Source organism: Massilia sp. PAMC28688 (assembly GCF_019443445.1).
Taxonomy (GTDB): domain Bacteria; phylum Pseudomonadota; class Gammaproteobacteria; order Burkholderiales; family Burkholderiaceae_D; genus Telluria_A.
The window spans coordinates 472,038-487,740 of the sequence record NZ_CP080378.1 but is presented as its reverse complement, the minus strand read 5'-3'; the positions used below and the strand labels follow the sequence as shown (position 1 = coordinate 487,740).

Genomic DNA, 15,703 nt, shown 5'->3' with positions numbered 1-15,703 from the left:
TGATCTTCATCCTTGGGTCCCGGCCGCGCGCCCTTATGGTGCGTGGCAGTCAATACACCACGCACCATAAGGGCGCACAGCGATCCAGTTAGCGATCAGACATGGTAGATTAGCGCCAGCGGCACACCACTTCCGTCATCACGACACGTTCAACGATTCTATTCGAGAACGTTCTCATCCGGTGCAACATTGATTCGGCGCGACAGAGATTGACAGCATGAGTACAGCAATTTTCAGCCATCCCGAGTGCAGCCGCCACGACATGGGCGAGTGGCACCCGGAATCCCCGGCCCGCCTGCAAGCCATCGAAGACCAGCTCATCCTGGCGCGGCTGGACGGCCTGCTCGAGCGGCGCGAAGCCCCGGTCGCCGAGCTGCCCGCCATCTTGCGCAATCACAGCGAGGCCGCGCTGGCCTTGGTGCGCGACAATACGCCGCACCATGAGGGCGAGTATTACCCGCTCGATGCCGACACCATTCTGTGTACGCACAGCTACCGCGCGGCCTTGCGCGCCGCCGGCGCGGCCCTGGCCGCCACCGATGCCGTCATTGCCGGCAGCATCGCCAACGCCTTCTGCGCCGTGCGCCCGCCCGGCCACCATGCGCGCCCCTCGCAGCCCATGGGCTTCTGCCTGTTCAACAACGTTGCCATTGCCGCGCGCCACGCCCTCGATTCGCACGGCCTGCAGCGGGTGGCCATCATCGATTTCGACGTCCACCACGGCAACGGCACGGCCGAATCGTTTGCCGGCGATCCGCGCGTGCTCATGGCCAGTTTTTACCAGCATCCTTTTTACCCTTACACCGATCCGGAGCCGGAGTCGCCTACCTGCGTCAACGTGCCGGTGCCGGCCGGCAGCCGCGGCGAACTGGTGCGCGAGCTCATCACCGAGCACTGGTTGCCGGCGTTGCATCGCTTCCAGCCCGAGATGGTGTTCATCTCGGCAGGCTTCGATGCCCACGCCGAAGACGATCTGGGCGGCATGAAGCTGGTCGAGGACGACTATGCCTGGATCACGCGCGAAGTCATGGCCATCGCCCGCCTGTATGCCCAGGGCCGCATCGTCAGCTGCCTGGAAGGCGGCTACAACCTGTCGGCGCTGGGGCGCAGCACGGTGGCCCACCTCAAGGCCCTGGCCGATATCGGCTAAGCGGCAGGAATTGTTCCGTTACCTTATTTGCATCAAGTTGGCAAACGATTCTCACCAATTGTCTCAATTAGTAGACAAACTCTAATTTTCCTAATTGCACGATTGACTCCCCCTTAAGGCAGGCATAAATTCAATGCCAACCGTCAGCACGGTCGTACTATTTCTTTCCCCGCCGCAGTACCCACTAGGAGGATTAAATGAGTAGATTCATGCGTTTGTGCATTTCGCTGTCCCTGGTTTCCCTGTCAGCCATCACCACAGTGGCGAGCGCCGCGAACTACAGCCTGTGGATTAACGGCCGTACCGGCGGAGGGGTGGTGGGCAATTACAACAGCTTTACCTACTGGGGGCCGGGCACGACGGCGGCGGGCGTGAACAAGAAGTCGGTCAACTGGGACGGGCGCAGCAGCATCGCCTCGCAAAGCGGCAAGATCCGCGATGCGCTGGACTGCTTTTGCACCGGCACCAACTGGTGCTACGTGGCCACCCACAGCGCGGGCGACCTGATGATGGGCTACACGCTGGCCAATTTCGGCGGCTCGGCCAGGCTCAAGAAAAATGCCGTGGCCGGCAGCGGCGGCGTATGCGGCAATACCGATGGCAGCACCCAGACCGGGTGGAACATCAAGTGGGTGCGCGCGGCTTCGGGCGCTGCCGGCGGCTCGGAACTGTCCGATGCCGGCTCCTGGACCACCAGCGAGCCGCTCGTGCAAGACCTGAAAACGGCCACGGCGCGCGCCATGTACGACCACAATATCACCCGCAACGTCATGTTCTACATGTACGCCGGCGCCAAGGGCACGGCCTATTCCGGCATCCTTCCCGGCCAGGATGATGAAGTGGTCGCCTACCACAGCACGGGCGGCATGTCGGGCAGCGCCGGCGCCGGCTTCTGCAACCCCTCGGACTGGTTCTGCAATGACCTCACGCTCGGCACTGCCGCAGCCGAAGGCGGGCGCGCCAAGTGGAGCAATCACTCGGTGGTGTTCCGCGATGACGCCGAAGCGTACAACCATTACGCCAACGGTAACTGGGGCGGCATCGTGGGCGTGGTGCGCAACGCGATGGTGAACAGTGCCCTCTAAAGGAGGGTGGCTGGGCGTGGCCGCCGGGGTGCTGTGTGCCGCCTCGGTGGCCTGGCTGGCCAACGGCGAGGACGGTGCGGTGGCGGCCAGCGCGGCCGCGCCCGCGCCACCGGGGCCGGGGCTGCCCTTTCTGGGCGAGGGACCCGCGCTCGCAGCGCCCGACGCCGGCGCCCGCGCCGCGCGCCAGCGCGAACTGCGCGAACACTTCGCCCTGGTGGACCAGACCTACTGCCACTACGCCACCGGCACCCGGTATCCTCCGGTGTCCCAGCCCATTTCGCAGCATCCGGACCAGGTCTACCCCAATGCACCGGTGACCGAAGCGCATCCCATGCGCACCAGCGGCAGTGGCAGTGATGCCTCGGTACTGGTGCAGACCTCGCAGTCGCGCGTCTTCATGGCCGCCGGCGAGAGCGCCGCTTTTTCCGTGCGCGCCGTCGACAAGCAGGGTACGGTGCTACCGCTGGTGATCACGCGCGCCCTGGCCCAGGGCATGACTTACCAGGGGACGCGCGCCACCGCCCAGATCTCGCTGCCCTTTGCCGATGACGGCAGCGGCGCCGATGCGGTCCCCGGTGACGGGGCGTACGCGGGCGTACTCTCACCGGCGCAGACCGGCCTGGCCGGTTTTGCCGGCACCATCCGCACCGAAGTGCAATACAGCGTCAACGGCAAGCGCGGTTTCGTGCTGTTCGACGTCATCTACTCGCCCGAGTTGCCGGCCACCTGGACCGGCCAGGTACGGGAAGCGGTGGAAGAGGGCTCGCTGGTGTTCTACCTCAAGGCCAATGTGCGCCAGGCCGGGCGCTACGTGGTCAGCGGCCGGGTCGATGACGCCAGCGGCAAGCCGTTTGCCATGGCCACCTTCAACGACCTGCTGCCGAGCGGCCCGGCGGAAGTCAAGCTGACCGTATTCGGCAAGCTGCTGCGCGATGCCGGCCCGGCGCTGCCGCTCAAGCTGCGCGACATTGAAGGCTACCTGCTCAAGGAGAATGTGGATCCAGACCGCGCCCTCATGCCGCGCCTGGAAGGCACGGTCATGGTCAGCAAGCCCTATCCGGTCAAGGGCTTTTCCGACGCCGAATGGCAGAGCGAGGAACGGGAGCGTCACCTGGCCGAGTTTTCCAGGGACGTGAAGCTGGCGCGCGCGGCCCTGGTCAAGTTCGACCCGCAGGTGCCGCCGCCAAAAAGCGCATGCATGCCGTAGCCGCGTAAAATAGCGGCTTACGAGCGAATTTTGAAAGCACTGCATGTCGATACAATGGTACCCGGGCCATATGAACGCCGCGCGCAAGAAGGCGGCGGAACAGATGGAAAACACGGATCTCGTGATCGAGGTCCTCGATGCGCGCCTGCCCGAGGCCAGCTGCAATCCCATGGTGGAAGAGCTGCGCCTGTTTCGCCAGCGGCCCTGCCTCAAGATCCTCAACAAGGTTGACCTGGCCGATCCTGCCGCCACCGCCGCCTGGGCGGCCTGGTACAACGCGCAGGAAGGCGTGACGGCCTACCCCATGACCACCAAGAAGCCGGGCGACGTGGCGAAGATCCCGGACCTGTGCCAGTCGCTGGCGCCGCACCGGGGCGTGCCCACCAAGCCGCTGCGCATCATGATCATGGGTATTCCCAACGTGGGCAAGTCAACCCTCATGAATGCGCTGCTCAAGAAGAAGGTGGCCAAGGTGGGCGACGAGCCGGCCGTGACCAAGATGCAGCAAAAGCTTTACCTGGGCAAGAACATCATCCTGGTCGATACGCCCGGCATGCTGTGGCCCAAGATCGCCATGGCCAGCGATGGCCTGATGCTGGCAGCGAGCCACGCGATCGGCTCCAACGCGCTGATCGAGGAAGAAGTGGCCGTGTTTTTGGCCGAAGAACTGCTGGCGCGCTACCCGGCGCTGCTGACGGCGCGCTATGGCTTCAAGACCGAAGGCATGGACGGCATTGCCGTGATCGAAGGCGTGGCCGCGCGCCGCGGTTACCGCCAGAAGGGGGGCGAGCTCGATTTTGAAAAGGCGTCGCACATCTTCCTGCAGGATTACCGTACCGGGACGCTGGGCCGCATCAGCCTGGAAACGCCCGAGACGCGCGCCGCGCGCCTGGCGCAGCATGAAGCCGAGGTGGCGGCCAAGGCGGCCAGGGCGGCGGCCATCGCGGCCGAGAAGGCCGCCGAAAAGTCGCGCGGCAAGCGCGGCGCGCCGGCTTCGGACGACGCCTGAACCGGTCCTAGCGCCGCTGGCCGGCGCGGGCGTCAAGCAGAAATTCCACAAAGGCGCGCACCTTCAGCGACAGGTGGCGCCCATGTGGATACAGCACCGAAAACGGGCGCGAACAGCCGCCATGGGCGGCCAAGACTTCCACCAGACTTCCCTGGCGCAGATCTTCCTCAATCGTGAAACGGTAGGCCTGGAACAGGCCGGCGCCGCTGCGCGCCAGCGTCACCCCGGCCAGGACATCCTCGTACACGCAGTAGCTGCCGCCGGCTGCCACCTCCGTCACCTTGCCCTGGTCGCGAAACAGCCAGGGGACCGGGCGACCGCTGCTGGGCAAGACAAAACCGATGCAGTCGTGCTGGGCCAGCGCTGCCGGCATGGCGGGCATGCCGGCGCGTGCCAGATAGGCAGGCGCGGCCACCACCACCAGTTCCGCGTCTTCCAGCTTGCGGGCGACGAAGCCGGAATCGGCGGGCGCGCGCGCGCGAATGGCCAGGTCATAGCCTTCGCCGACAAAATCGATATTGCGGTTGCTGACGTGGACATCAAAGCGCACGTCCGGATACAGCGCGCGAAACTGCGGCAGCAGTGGGAGCACGCGGTGGTGACCATAGGTCGTCGGCACGCTCAGGCGCAGCACGCCGGATGGCTTGCCCTGGTGCCCGGTCAGCGCGCGTTCGGCGTCGATCAACTGGGCCAGCGCCTGGCGGCACTGGTCAAAATAGCGGCGTCCCGCTTCGCTCAGGCTGACCCGGCGCGTGGTACGCACAAACAGGCGCACGCCCAGGCGCGCCTCCAGGCGCGACACCGAGCGGCTCACCGCAGCCGGGGTCACGCCCACCGCCTGGGCGGCCGCGGTAAAGCTGCCATGCTCGGCGGCGGCACAGAACAATTCGATGCTGCCGACGAGGATGTCTTCAAAGTGGCGTCTCATGCTCTGCATTCTATTACATGGCGTATCAAATCAAATGCGGGGAATGGTCTTTTTCACGCCAGAAGACATCAATAGACTATCCCTGTTTTCGATAGCACTATGTCAGAGGATGAGTATGTGGAAAAATTCTGAAGTCACGCGCCGTCTCAAGCTGGCCGTACCGGTTGTCCAGGGCCCATTCGGAGGCGGGATGTCATCGGTGGAGCTGGCCGCAGCCGTGTGCGACGGTGGTGGTCTCGGCTCTTTCGGCGTGCATCACCTGGACGCCGCGGGCATCGGCGAAGTGGCCAGGCGCCTGCGCGAGCGCACCGACGCGCCGTTTGCGCTGAACCTCTGGATCCCGCTGGACGACGCTGACCAGCCGCAGATCGATGATGCCGCGTTTGCCCGCAATGCCGCCTTGCTGGCGCCGTACTTCGGCGAGCTGGGGCTGCCCGCACCACGGCGCCCGCCGCGCTTTGCACCGCCCTACAGTGAGCAGATTGAAGCGGTGCTGCAGGCGCGGCCCGCGGTCTTCAGTTTCGTCTTCGGCATTGCCTCGCAGGCAGTGCTGGAGCGCTGCCGCGCGCTTGGCATCGTCACCCTCGGCACGGCAACCACGGTGGAGGAAGCGCTCGCGCTCGAGCGGGCCGGCGTGGACATGGTGGTGGCCACGGGATTCGAGGCCGGCGGGCACCGCGTGTCGTTCCTGCGCGCGGCCGAGGAAAGCCTGTGCGGTACCTTCGCGCTGGTGCCGCAGGTGGTCGATGCGGTGCGCATTCCGGTGATAGCCGCCGGCGGCATTGGCGACGCGCGCGGGGTCGCCGCGGCACTCACGCTCGGTGCCCAGGCGGTACAGATCGGAACGGCCTTCCTCGCTTGCCGCGAATCGAATGCCGGCGACGTTCACCGGAAGATGCTGTTCAGTGATCAGGCACGCCATACGGCGCTCACGCGCGTGTTCAGCGGACGGCTGGCGCGCGGCATTCGCAATCGGCTGATGACCGAGCTGCAGCCGCACGCCGCGCAGATACCGCCTTATCCGGTGCAAAACTGGTTCGGTGCTCTCATGAAGAAAGCGGCAGCTGCCCAGGAGCGGCCGGATTTGATGTCGCTGTGGTGCGGGCAGGCAGCGCCGCTGATCCGGCACCAGGATGCCCGCGCCCTGATGGCCGCGCTGGTGGAGGAGACAAATGCAATCTTCCAGACCAGGCGCGGGGTGGCTTGAACGGAGCCGGCAAGGGCGAGCGCCGGCCACGCCGCCGCCGGCTATACTTTCTGGGACCGTGCCAGCTCCACCATGGCAAACAGGCGCGCGCTGCGCATCCACGCCAGGACCGCGACCGTCAGCTGCACCAGCAAGAGCGCCGCGATGAACAGGCCCAGGTTCCAGCCTGCCACGTTGATGCGCGCCACGGTCAGTGCCGCTGCGATGGCCAGGCCCACGATGCTGATCGCAAAGTACACGCCCAGGCTTGCCACGGGGCGGCGCACGACCATCTTCAGCCCCGACCACCAGGCCTTGACGGCGGAGGTGCGGCGGCGCTCGATCGTCAGTGCAGCGCGCCCGGCGTCCAGGGTCGCATGAGCGAATGCAAACAGCAGCACCGCCACGGCGATGGCCGCGTAATTGATCAGGTCCACGTCGGAGGCGACGATCGCCTTGTCCAGTTGCTCCCCGGCCGCGTCCATGGCGGCCCCGCCGATGGCGACGGCCAGGCCCAGCGGCACCACCGACCATACCAGCATGCGCAGCATGCGCGGGTATTCGCGCAGGCCACCGGCGATCAGGTCGCGCATGCCTGGCGTAGCCGGCGCGCGCGACGCGGTGGCGGCCATCCCGGTGAGCAGGGGCGAGAGCAGCAAGGTAGTGGCCAGCGCGAGCATCGTGGCCAGGTTGAAGGCTTCGGCATGCTTGCCGTGCATGGCCATCAGGTCGGCAAACACTGTCATGTCGAGCTGCCTGGCAAAGGCGGCGGCGTGGACCGAGTGATCCAGGCCCGTGGACATCACGGTCCACAGCGGCATGGCCAGGATCGCCGTCGGTATGAGCATGAGCAGCACCCACAGCAGCAACAGGCGCCACTGAAGGGCGGCACGGGCCGCGCGCGGAACGGCGGCAAAGGTAAAGGTACTGGTCTGGTTCATCATACGTTCGCAATCAGGGAGAGAAGAATGCTGACAAAGGCGGACAGGTCGCCCGTCCAGCGGCGCGACGCATCGCTGTTTGCCTTGAGTGTGCGGCTGTCATCGAGCTTGCTGACATCGAGGTAGTGCATGCGCTGCGGGTCCAGTTCCACTGACACCGCCTTGGCCGGACGCACCCAGCTAAAGCGCGCCCACCGCTCCTGGTTGTCCCATTTGACGGTCTCGCTGGTGCCGTCGGCGAACTTGACCAGGATCGTCTGCGGCACCGGCACGCCGCGCCGGCGCAGCGTGACACTGGTGCGAAACGGGAAGGGGCCCGTGCCTTCCTTCGCCTTTGGATTGGCCTTTTCCCATGCCTTGCGCTCAGCGTCAATGCGCTTCTCGACGGCCTCCTTGTTCAATTCCACCCACTTGCCCTGCACCTGTTCCGTGCCCACCTGGGGCAGCACTTCTTCGCTGGAAAATCTGTCGACGCGGTCATCGACCTTGCCGGTCGCGTACACCTGCTGGGCGAAGACCTGCTCGACGGCTTCGCGCTGTCCGGTCACCTCGGCCAGCGTTTCGCGCAGATCGGCGGTGCTGGGGTGGCGGAACTTCCAGCGCCTGTAGTATTCCTTGAAGGCGCGTTCCATGTTCTCCTTGCCCACGCGCTCTTCCAGGTCGCGCATCATGGTGGCGGTGCGCACGTACACGGGACCGACGCCCTGCAGCCGGTCATAGGCATTTTGTCCCAGCGGATCGGCCGGCTCCTCGCGCGGCGAGGCGGTGCGCTCCAGGTCGAACCCCTTGACGGTCGGCGTGATGCCGATCGCCTTCATGAAGCGCGTGCTCACGTGGATGTCCTGCTTGCGCTCGCGCAGCATGCGGTGGTTCCAGTATTCGTTCAAGCCTTCGTCGAGCATCGGCTCTTCCTGCTCGTTCGAGGCCAGGATGCCGTAGAAGTAGCCGTGGCCAAATTCGTGGATGGTCACAAATTCGGTCATGTATTTATCCAGCGTGCCTTCGTCGGTATGGGTATTGCCCTCCACCGTGAAAAAGGTCGGGTATTCCATGCCGCCCGCTTCGGCCGCATTGTGCGGCGGGACCACGATGGTCAGCGTCTTGTACGGATAAGGGCCGAGGGTGCGGGAAAAGTAGGCCAGCGAATCCTTGGCCGCCACCAGCGCGGTGTCGGCGCTGGCCTTCATCTCGGGCGGGTACAGCACCGTGATGGCGACCTGCGCGCTGCCAGGGCCGCTCCAGGTGTCCTTGATCGGCTTGGCCGTGCGATTGTCCGCAGTCCAGGCGAAGTCGTGAACGTCGCCCTGCACGTAGTGGTGGGTCAGCTTGCCATCCTTTTCCACCGGTGCGCCCTGCAGTTCGCCGGTGGCGCCCACGGTATAGTCTTTGGGCGCGGTGATCCTGATGTCGTAGTTGCCGAAGTCGGCGTAGAACTCGGACTGCTGGTGGTGTTCATGCACGTTCCAGCGCGGCGCCGTGGCACCGCGTTCGCCAGGCAGTTCCAGCACGCCGATCTTGGGGAACCACTGCGCCACCAGGTGGAAGCTGCCGAAGTAGCCGGTACGGGCGACCACGCGCGGCAGCTGCGTCAGGAAGTCGATATCGAGGACGGTCGAGGCGCCCGCGGCCACCGGCACGGGCAGGTCGAAGCGCACCACGGTGTGGTCGGTTTCCGGACCATTGTCGGGATGGACGAACGACCAGCTCACTTTGGCGCCGCCCTGCGACACCTTGCGCAGTTCGATGTGGCCCCATTCGCCTTCCTTGGTGCCGACATCGCTGCGAAAGCCCATCTGGTTGTGGCGTGCCTCGGTAAAGAAGGTGCTGTTGCTGCTCTCGAATGCGTTCATGTACAGGTGCAGGTAGACGCTGCGCACCTCGACGTTGCTGCGGTTACGCCAGGTGAGCTTCTGCTTGCCTTCCACCGTGTGCCTGACCGGATCGAGCGTGGCGTCGATTTCGTAGTTGACCACGCGGTCCGAGAGCGTTGCCTCGTTGCCAGTGCGCGGACCGCCCCAGGCGTCGGGTGCACTCGGCACGGTCACGGCGCCGGCGTGCGGATCGGCCAGGGCGATATCGCCTTCGGTGAACGGCTGCTCGATCTTGTTGATGGTGACGGCGCTGACCTGCGCCATGATCTGTTCGTGGTAGGCGCTCGCCGCCACCAGGGCGGTGAGCGCGAAAATGCTGAGCGCGGACCTCAATCTGTTTGCTGCCATACGGGACTCCCTCGATATCGCTGTTTTTGTGATGCGTACTATATCCACAAGGGTTTCAAATAGCTAATAAATGCGACGGAATGCATATTCCGGGCGCCAGAGGGGCAGGAAGGCGGTACCGGTCCGTTTATAATGTCCGCGTTCTGGCGCCGGCCGGCGGGTTGTTTACGCCCAGGCGCCGTTGAAAGACGAGCCGGGAAACACATAGGTGTGCTGCCCCCGCAACGGTCAACAGGCAGCGGCCATGCCGCCTTGCTTGCCAGCCCGGATACCGGCCAGACAGGTGGAAGCGGCCGTTCGCACGAACGCCGCCTTCCGTTGCACCGGGCTTGCGGGGACGCCGGCCCGGTACTTACACTCGAAAAGACAGCATGCATTCTTCCGTCGTTCTGCGCCGCGCCATCGCGTGTGCGTTTGCCTTCTCCCCTGCCTTCGCCCTGGCCCAGCCTTCCCTGCAAACCCTGCCGCGCATCGACGTGCTGGGTGCGCGCTTTGCCAGCGATCCCTCGCTGCTGCCGATCAGCGCCAGCGTGATCACCGCGGACGACATCCGCCGTGCCGGCGCCTCCGATGTCAACCAGGCGATCCGCAAGATCGGCGGCGTGTACGGGCGCCAGAGCCTGGACGGCTCATCCGACTTCACGCTCGACCTGCGCGGCTTTGGCGAAAACAGCAGCCAGAACCTGGTGGTGATGCTTGACGGCGTGCGCCTGTCGGAAAATGATCTGGGCGGCGCCGTGCTGTCGACCATTCCGATCGAAACGGTGGAGCGCATCGAGATCGTGCGCGGCGGCTCCAGCGTGCTCTTTGGCGGCGGTGCCACCGGCGGCGTGATCCAGATCGTCACCAGGCGTCCGGCGGCAAACACCACGCGCGCCAGCCTGCGCGCCGAGGCGGGCCAGTTTGGCCTGGCCGATGCGCGTGCCACGCTGTCAACTGCGTGGAACAGCTTTGCGCTTGACGCCGCCGTGGGCGCCCAGAGGACCGACAACTACCGCGATCACAACGAATTTGACCAGAGCACTTTCAGCGGCGGCGCGCAGTGGCAGTACAAGGCCGGCCGCACCGGCCTGCGCGTCGATTCCGCGCGCCAGGATGCGCAGTTTGCAGGATCGCTGTCGCTGGCCCAGTTCGAGACCAATCCGCGTGATGACAGCACCCCGCGTGATACCGGTTCGCTCGACGCGGACCGGATCAGCGCTTTTGTGGAGCATCGCTTCGGCACCCTCGACCTGGCCGCTGAACTGTCGCGCCGCGACAAGACCACCAGCTCCACCTATTATTTTGGCGATTCCGCCTCCCGGCTCACCTACGACACGCGCCAGACCCAGTTTTCGCCGCGCCTGCGCCATCTGGCGCAAACGGGCAGCGTGCTCAATGAGCTGGTGGCCGGCATTGACCTGGTGCGCTGGACGCGCCTGGCCGCAGCTGCAGGCTACTCCGCCCGCGACGCGCAAAAGTCGCGCGCCGTGTACCTGCGCAACGAAGCGCGCCTTGACGGCCCACGCAATGCGCGCCTGGCGATCGGCGCCCGGCGCGAGCTGGTCGAGCGCAGCGCCCCCTTTGATGACAACGGCAGGCAGGACCAGAACGCGTGGGAAGTGCAGGGCAGTGCCGATGCCGTCCAAGGCGTGAACCTGTACCTCAAGACGGGCCGCAGCTTCCGCCTGCCCACGGCCGACGAAAACGGCTTTCGCCAGGCCGGTGCGCTGCGCATCCAGACGTCGCGCGACCTCGAAGCCGGAGCGCGGCTCGGCGCGCCCGCCCTTGGCGCCACGCTGCGGTTCTTCCGCCATCGCCTCACTGACGAAATCTTCTACGATCCGACCCTGGGCGACTTTGGCGCCAATACCAACCTGGCACCCACCGAGCGGCGCGGGGTGGAGCTGGAGGCGCGCAAGCTGCTCACGCCGGCGCTGGCACTGACCACGCAGCTGCAGCATGTGCGGGCGCGCTTCATCGAGGGCGCCAACGCCGGGCGTGAGATGGTGCTGGTACCGAAAAACGTCGTCACGGCGCGCCTGTCGTGGGCGCCTGGTAACGGCCACAGTGCCGACGCCGGCGCGCAGTGGGTGGACAGCCAGCGCTATGGCGGCGACTTCACCAACAGCTGCGGCGCGCGCATCCCGTCCTACGTGACGCTTGACGCGCGCTACGCCAGGACGGTGGGGCAGTGGGAGTTCGCGCTGGCCGGTACCAACCTGGCCGACAGGCAGCACTTCAGCCAGGCCTTCCTGTGCCGCGGCGCCATCTATCCGGGCGACGGGCGCCAGGTCAGGCTGTCGGCGCGGTACGACTTCAAATGAGCCGGCATCTCTGGCCACTGCTGGTGGCCGCCGTACTGGCGCCGGTGCCGGCCCATGCTGCCGTGACGGTGGTGGACGACACCGGCAAGCGGGTGACGCTGGCGCGGCCGGCCCAGCGCGTCATCTCCATGGCGCCGCATGTGACGGAAATGCTGTTTGCCGCCGGCGGCGGCGCGCGCGTGGTCGGGGTCATGAACTACAGCGATTATCCCGAGCAGGCCAGGTCGCTTCCGCTGGTGGGCAGCAGCAGCCAGCTCGATATGGAGCGGGTGCTGGCCCTCAAGCCGGATCTGCTGGTGGTCTGGCAGGGCGGCAACACCGAGCGCCAGCTGGCACAGCTCAAGTCACTTGGCATTCCCATGTTTTTCAGTGACCCGCGCAAGATGGCGCAGATAGGCGAGACGGTGGCGCGGCTGGGACAGCTGATGGGGACCGAACGGCAGGCGCAGGCAGCCAGCGCGGCATTTCGCGCCGAGCTGGCCGCGCTCAGTGCGCGCTACGCCAAGCGCCCGCCGGTGCGCATGTTCTACCAGATCTGGGACAAGCCTCTCTACACCCTCAATGGCACCCAGATCGTGAGCGACGCCATGCGCCTGTGCGGCGGCGTCAATGTGTTCGGCCACCTGCAGGTGACGGCGCCGGCGGTCAGCATTGAAGCGGTCATCGAGCAAGACCCGGAAGTCATCTTTGCCGGCGACCGGGGCGAGGAATCGGACGCCGGCCTGAACATCTGGCGTCCTTACCAGGGCATGCTGGCGGTCAAGCGCCAGAACTTGTTCACCTTGAAAGGCGGACTGCTGGCGCGCGCCGGTCCGCGGATGGTGCAGGGGGTAGCCGCCCTGTGCGAGAAACTGGAACTGGCGCGTCAACGAAGACCCTAGCCCTGCGTTAAACAGTCAAGGCCGCTCGAATGCAGCGGCACTGGGAATCACGTAACTATCGTAACTAAGTGCAAAATTGTGTCCGCCAGCCAAGAGCTGACCGGAAAAAGTGTTAATCTCGCGTCGTTCGCCTCATTTACCAAGAAGGATACTTATGCGCTCCATTCGTTTCGCAATTGCTGCCGCCGCCCTCATCGCCACCTCGGCCATGGCTTCCCCTACCGATCCCAGGAACGGTGCGGAATACACGACCCTGCCAACGCCACAGGCCGTACCGGTGGGCAAGAAAGTGGAAGTCATCGAGTTCTTTGCTTATCACTGCCCGGGCTGCAACATGATGGAACCTTATGTGCACGCCCTGGTCAAAAAGACAGCCGACAACGTGACGTTCAAGCGCATTCCTTTCCCGTTCCAGGGCCCGACGGACCCTGAAGCGCGCCTGCACCTCACGCTCGAAGCGATGGGCAAGGCAGAAGAATACGGTCCCCGTGTCTTTCGCGCCTTCCACATCGAGCGTCAGCGCCTCATGAAGGAAGATGCCATCATGGAATGGGCAGTCAAGAGCGGTCTGGACAAGGCCAAGTTCACGGAAGCGTGGAATTCGTTCGGCGTGATCACCAAGCTGCGCCGCCTGCCGCAGATCGCTGCCAGCTACAACATCAACAGCACGCCCATGTTTGTGGTCGATGGCCGCTACGTGGTCTCTGCCGATACCGTGCAAAAGTCCAATCCGCAGATTCCCAACAACCAGATCGCGGCTGCCATGATGACCACCATCGAATCGCTGGCCATGCGCGTGGCCAAGGAAAAAGGTTATCTGAACAATGCAGCAGCGCCAGCCAAGGCCGGCGCCAAAGTTGATGCAAAAGCGAAATGAGCGATACCGAGAAAGAGATACTGAAAATCTACGACGGGTCCATGCCCGTCGAAGAAGATCTGTTTGAAACCAGCTACGTCAACCATGTGGCATGGACCATTGCCGTGCTCATGTTCGGTCTGGTGCTGTGGCTGGCCATCGCGCTTGTCAACGCTGAAAACCAGCGCCATGCGCTGATGCAAAAGCAGTGCGCCGACCCCGTGTTCAAGGGCGAAATCGACATGGTCTGCATGCAGACTGTCAATTCGCGCGAGAACTGGTGGGAGCACCTGTGGTTTGCCATGACCCACCTCAAGCGTGGCGCCAGCTGAGTTCAGGCCGGCCGCCAGCGGGGCTGTAGCGGGTCAGCTTGCCGGCCTGTCCGCACGCGCGGGCAGGCTGATCACAAAACGGGCGCCTCCCAGCGGGGACGCTTCAATCCGTATCGTTCCCCCATGCAAGGCCACTGCCTTGTGCGCAATCGACAAGCCCAGCCCGAAGCCGCCCGTGGCGCGGTCCCGGCTGCGGTCGAGCCTGTAAAACGGTTCGAACACGCGCGCGTGCTGATCGGCCGGAATGCCGGGGCCATTGTCGTCCACCATGATCTGCACCGTGCTGCCCGCGCGGGCCGACAGGCCAATTTGCCCCTCGCAATACTTTTGCGCATTGCGCAGCAGGTTGCCGATCGCGCGCGCCAGCAGGCGCGGGTCGGCCTGCACCGTGGCGTCGGCCGCCTGCAGGTCCACCTGCAAGGCGCACGCTGAAGGCGGCAGCGCGTCCACGCAGCCTTGCAGCAGCGCGCGCAGCGGCACGGTGCTCAGCTGCAGTGCCGTGCCGCTGTCGAGCTTGATCATATTGAGCAGCTCGTTGACCAGGCCATTCAACTCGGCCACATCGCCTTCCATGGCCGCGATGCGCTGCTCGAGGGCGGGATCGTCCGATGCCGAGCGCAGCAGTTCAAGCGCGAATTCGAGGCGTGCGATCGGGGTGCGCAGTTCGTGCGACACCGAATGGATCAGGTTGCGCTGTGCGCCCAGCAGGCTTTCGATGCGCCCGGCCATGTGATTGATGCGTTCGGCCAGCGGATAAATGCTGGCGCTGGGCGGCATGTGGGCGCGCGCCGACAGCTGTCCCGCGCCCACTTCGTCGGCCACGCGCGAGAGCTGCTGCAGCCCGGTCCAGTGCGTGCGCGACCACAGCGCGATGGGAATGAGCAGCGCCAGCGCCACGATCACATAGCGTACTGCTTCCATTTTCAGGGCCAGACCGATATCGATGGGCAGGTCCTGCGCCCAGATGACGTCGTCGGCACTGCCCACATAGTGATTGCCATACAGGTCCACGCGCCGGTAGAAGGCCTTGCGCGCCACGTCCAGCACCACGTCGCCCCGCTCCAGGGCTTCGTGCAACTGCGGGTGCAGGGCCTTGCGTGCCTGGGCCAGGGGGATGAGATCGATATTGATGTCGGATACTTCGCGCACCTTGTTCAGGCGCACCAGCCATTCGTCGGTGGGCGCGCGGTCCACATACTGTTCGATCAGGAAGATCTGGGCCGCGGCCTGGCGCCGGGCGATATCGTCGAGCGGGTCGCCAAACAGGCGGCTCATGGCGAAATAGATGACGAAGGTGGCAACCGTGATTGACAGCATGACCAGCACGAAAAACCGGAAGAAAATACGGTTCATGCACCCATTCCCGTTGCCGCGCCCATCATAGTTGTCAAAAACATCTGGTTCCTCCTCGTCGCATTGTATGCGAGGCGTACGCAGAATGGGTAATTACAAATATGCGACAAATACCCGACATTGCGAGGTGGAATCATTACGGTCCTGTCCGTAAGATGAACACATCGATTTCCGTTTGCCCACGGATGCGCAAGTATCGTGGGCTTTTTTTATTCGCAGTACCGCCATTGCCTGAGGGGATGGCAGCCCG

Annotated in this window: 13 protein-coding genes and 1 riboswitch; of the genes, 9 read left to right on the top strand and 4 right to left on the bottom strand. The window is 64.9% G+C overall.

Annotation, left to right across the window (positions count from 1 at the left end; genetic code table 11):
- The first annotated feature begins 217 nt into the window (after positions 1–217).
- From KY495_RS02090 to ylqF, 4 genes are all read left to right on the top strand, one after another.
- Positions 218–1,150, top strand: a complete 933-nt coding sequence (locus tag KY495_RS02090; RefSeq protein ID WP_219882128.1) for a histone deacetylase family protein — start codon at positions 218–220, stop codon at positions 1,148–1,150.
- Positions 1,151–1,347: 197 nt separating this feature from the next.
- Positions 1,348–2,235: a hypothetical protein gene (locus KY495_RS02085; RefSeq protein WP_219882127.1), complete on the top strand. Its 888-nt coding sequence runs from the start codon at positions 1,348–1,350 to the stop codon at positions 2,233–2,235.
- Positions 2,225–3,442: a choice-of-anchor X domain-containing protein gene (locus tag KY495_RS02080; protein WP_219882126.1), complete on the top strand. Its 1,218-nt coding sequence runs from the start codon at positions 2,225–2,227 to the stop codon at positions 3,440–3,442. Before KY495_RS02085 ends, KY495_RS02080 begins: the two co-directional genes overlap by 11 nt.
- Positions 3,443–3,485: 43 nt before the next feature.
- On the top strand, positions 3,486–4,451 hold the full coding sequence (gene ylqF, locus KY495_RS02075; protein WP_219882125.1) for a ribosome biogenesis GTPase YlqF: 966 nt from the start codon (positions 3,486–3,488) through the stop codon (positions 4,449–4,451).
- A gap of 7 nt (positions 4,452–4,458) precedes the next feature.
- On the opposite strand, the gene KY495_RS02070 is transcribed toward ylqF, so the two are convergent.
- Complete coding sequence (locus tag KY495_RS02070; protein ID WP_219882124.1) at positions 4,459–5,379, bottom strand: LysR family transcriptional regulator; 921 nt, start codon at positions 5,377–5,379, stop codon at positions 4,459–4,461.
- Positions 5,380–5,494: 115 nt separating this feature from the next.
- Here KY495_RS02070 and KY495_RS02065 point away from each other — a divergent pair, with 115 nt between their 5' ends.
- Positions 5,495–6,586: a nitronate monooxygenase family protein gene (locus KY495_RS02065; RefSeq protein WP_219882123.1), complete on the top strand. Its 1,092-nt coding sequence runs from the start codon at positions 5,495–5,497 to the stop codon at positions 6,584–6,586.
- 41 nt (positions 6,587–6,627) lie between these two features.
- Here the strand turns inward: KY495_RS02065 and KY495_RS02060 are convergent, their stop codons facing one another.
- Both KY495_RS02060 and KY495_RS02055 read right to left on the bottom strand, forming a co-directional pair.
- Positions 6,628–7,509: a hypothetical protein gene (locus tag KY495_RS02060; protein ID WP_219882122.1), complete on the bottom strand. Its 882-nt coding sequence runs from the start codon at positions 7,507–7,509 to the stop codon at positions 6,628–6,630.
- On the bottom strand, positions 7,506–9,725 hold the full coding sequence (locus KY495_RS02055) for a M1 family metallopeptidase (protein ID WP_219882121.1): 2,220 nt from the start codon (positions 9,723–9,725) through the stop codon (positions 7,506–7,508). Before KY495_RS02055 ends, KY495_RS02060 begins: the two co-directional genes overlap by 4 nt.
- Before the next feature lie 127 nt (positions 9,726–9,852).
- Positions 9,853–10,020, top strand: a riboswitch (cobalamin riboswitch).
- A 76-nt stretch (positions 10,021–10,096) separates the two neighbouring features.
- On the opposite strand from KY495_RS02055, the gene KY495_RS02050 reads away from it, so the two are divergent.
- The 4 genes from KY495_RS02050 (at position 10,097) to KY495_RS02035 (ending at position 14,100) form a co-directional block, all read left to right on the top strand.
- Complete coding sequence (locus KY495_RS02050) at positions 10,097–12,031, top strand: TonB-dependent receptor (protein WP_219882120.1); 1,935 nt, start codon at positions 10,097–10,099, stop codon at positions 12,029–12,031.
- Positions 12,028–12,912 carry a cobalamin-binding protein gene (locus tag KY495_RS02045; RefSeq protein ID WP_219882119.1) on the top strand — a complete coding sequence of 295 codons (885 nt, stop codon included), beginning with the start codon at positions 12,028–12,030 and terminating at the stop codon, positions 12,910–12,912. Before KY495_RS02050 ends, KY495_RS02045 begins: the two co-directional genes overlap by 4 nt.
- Before the next feature lie 154 nt (positions 12,913–13,066).
- On the top strand, positions 13,067–13,789 hold the full coding sequence (locus tag KY495_RS02040) for a thiol:disulfide interchange protein DsbA/DsbL (RefSeq protein WP_219882118.1): 723 nt from the start codon (positions 13,067–13,069) through the stop codon (positions 13,787–13,789).
- Entirely contained in the window at positions 13,786–14,100 is a 315-nt protein-coding gene (locus tag KY495_RS02035; RefSeq protein ID WP_219882117.1) for a hypothetical protein, read from the top strand. Before KY495_RS02040 ends, KY495_RS02035 begins: the two co-directional genes overlap by 4 nt.
- Positions 14,101–14,133: 33 nt before the next feature.
- Here the strand turns inward: KY495_RS02035 and KY495_RS02030 are convergent, their stop codons facing one another.
- Positions 14,134–15,453 (bottom strand): ATP-binding protein, encoded by a 1,320-nt coding sequence (locus tag KY495_RS02030; protein ID WP_219882116.1) that lies wholly within the window; start codon positions 15,451–15,453, stop codon positions 14,134–14,136.
- Between the last annotated feature and the right edge of the window lie 250 nt (positions 15,454–15,703).

Coding starts and splice junctions, on each gene's coding strand:
- KY495_RS02090 (WP_219882128.1), top strand. CDS start 218: ATGAGTACAGCAATTTTCAGCCATCCCGAGTGCAGCCGCCACGACATG.
- KY495_RS02085 (WP_219882127.1), top strand. CDS start 1,348: ATGAGTAGATTCATGCGTTTGTGCATTTCGCTGTCCCTGGTTTCCCTG.
- ylqF (WP_219882125.1), top strand. CDS start 3,486: ATGTCGATACAATGGTACCCGGGCCATATGAACGCCGCGCGCAAGAAG.
- KY495_RS02070 (WP_219882124.1), bottom strand. CDS start 5,379: ATGAGACGCCACTTTGAAGACATCCTCGTCGGCAGCATCGAATTGTTC.
- KY495_RS02065 (WP_219882123.1), top strand. CDS start 5,495: ATGTGGAAAAATTCTGAAGTCACGCGCCGTCTCAAGCTGGCCGTACCG.
- KY495_RS02060 (WP_219882122.1), bottom strand. CDS start 7,509: ATGATGAACCAGACCAGTACCTTTACCTTTGCCGCCGTTCCGCGCGCG.
- KY495_RS02055 (WP_219882121.1), bottom strand. CDS start 9,725: ATGGCAGCAAACAGATTGAGGTCCGCGCTCAGCATTTTCGCGCTCACC.
- KY495_RS02050 (WP_219882120.1), top strand. CDS start 10,097: ATGCATTCTTCCGTCGTTCTGCGCCGCGCCATCGCGTGTGCGTTTGCC.
- KY495_RS02045 (WP_219882119.1), top strand. CDS start 12,028: ATGAGCCGGCATCTCTGGCCACTGCTGGTGGCCGCCGTACTGGCGCCG.
- KY495_RS02040 (WP_219882118.1), top strand. CDS start 13,067: ATGCGCTCCATTCGTTTCGCAATTGCTGCCGCCGCCCTCATCGCCACC.
- KY495_RS02035 (WP_219882117.1), top strand. CDS start 13,786: ATGAGCGATACCGAGAAAGAGATACTGAAAATCTACGACGGGTCCATG.
- KY495_RS02030 (WP_219882116.1), bottom strand. CDS start 15,453: ATGAACCGTATTTTCTTCCGGTTTTTCGTGCTGGTCATGCTGTCAATC.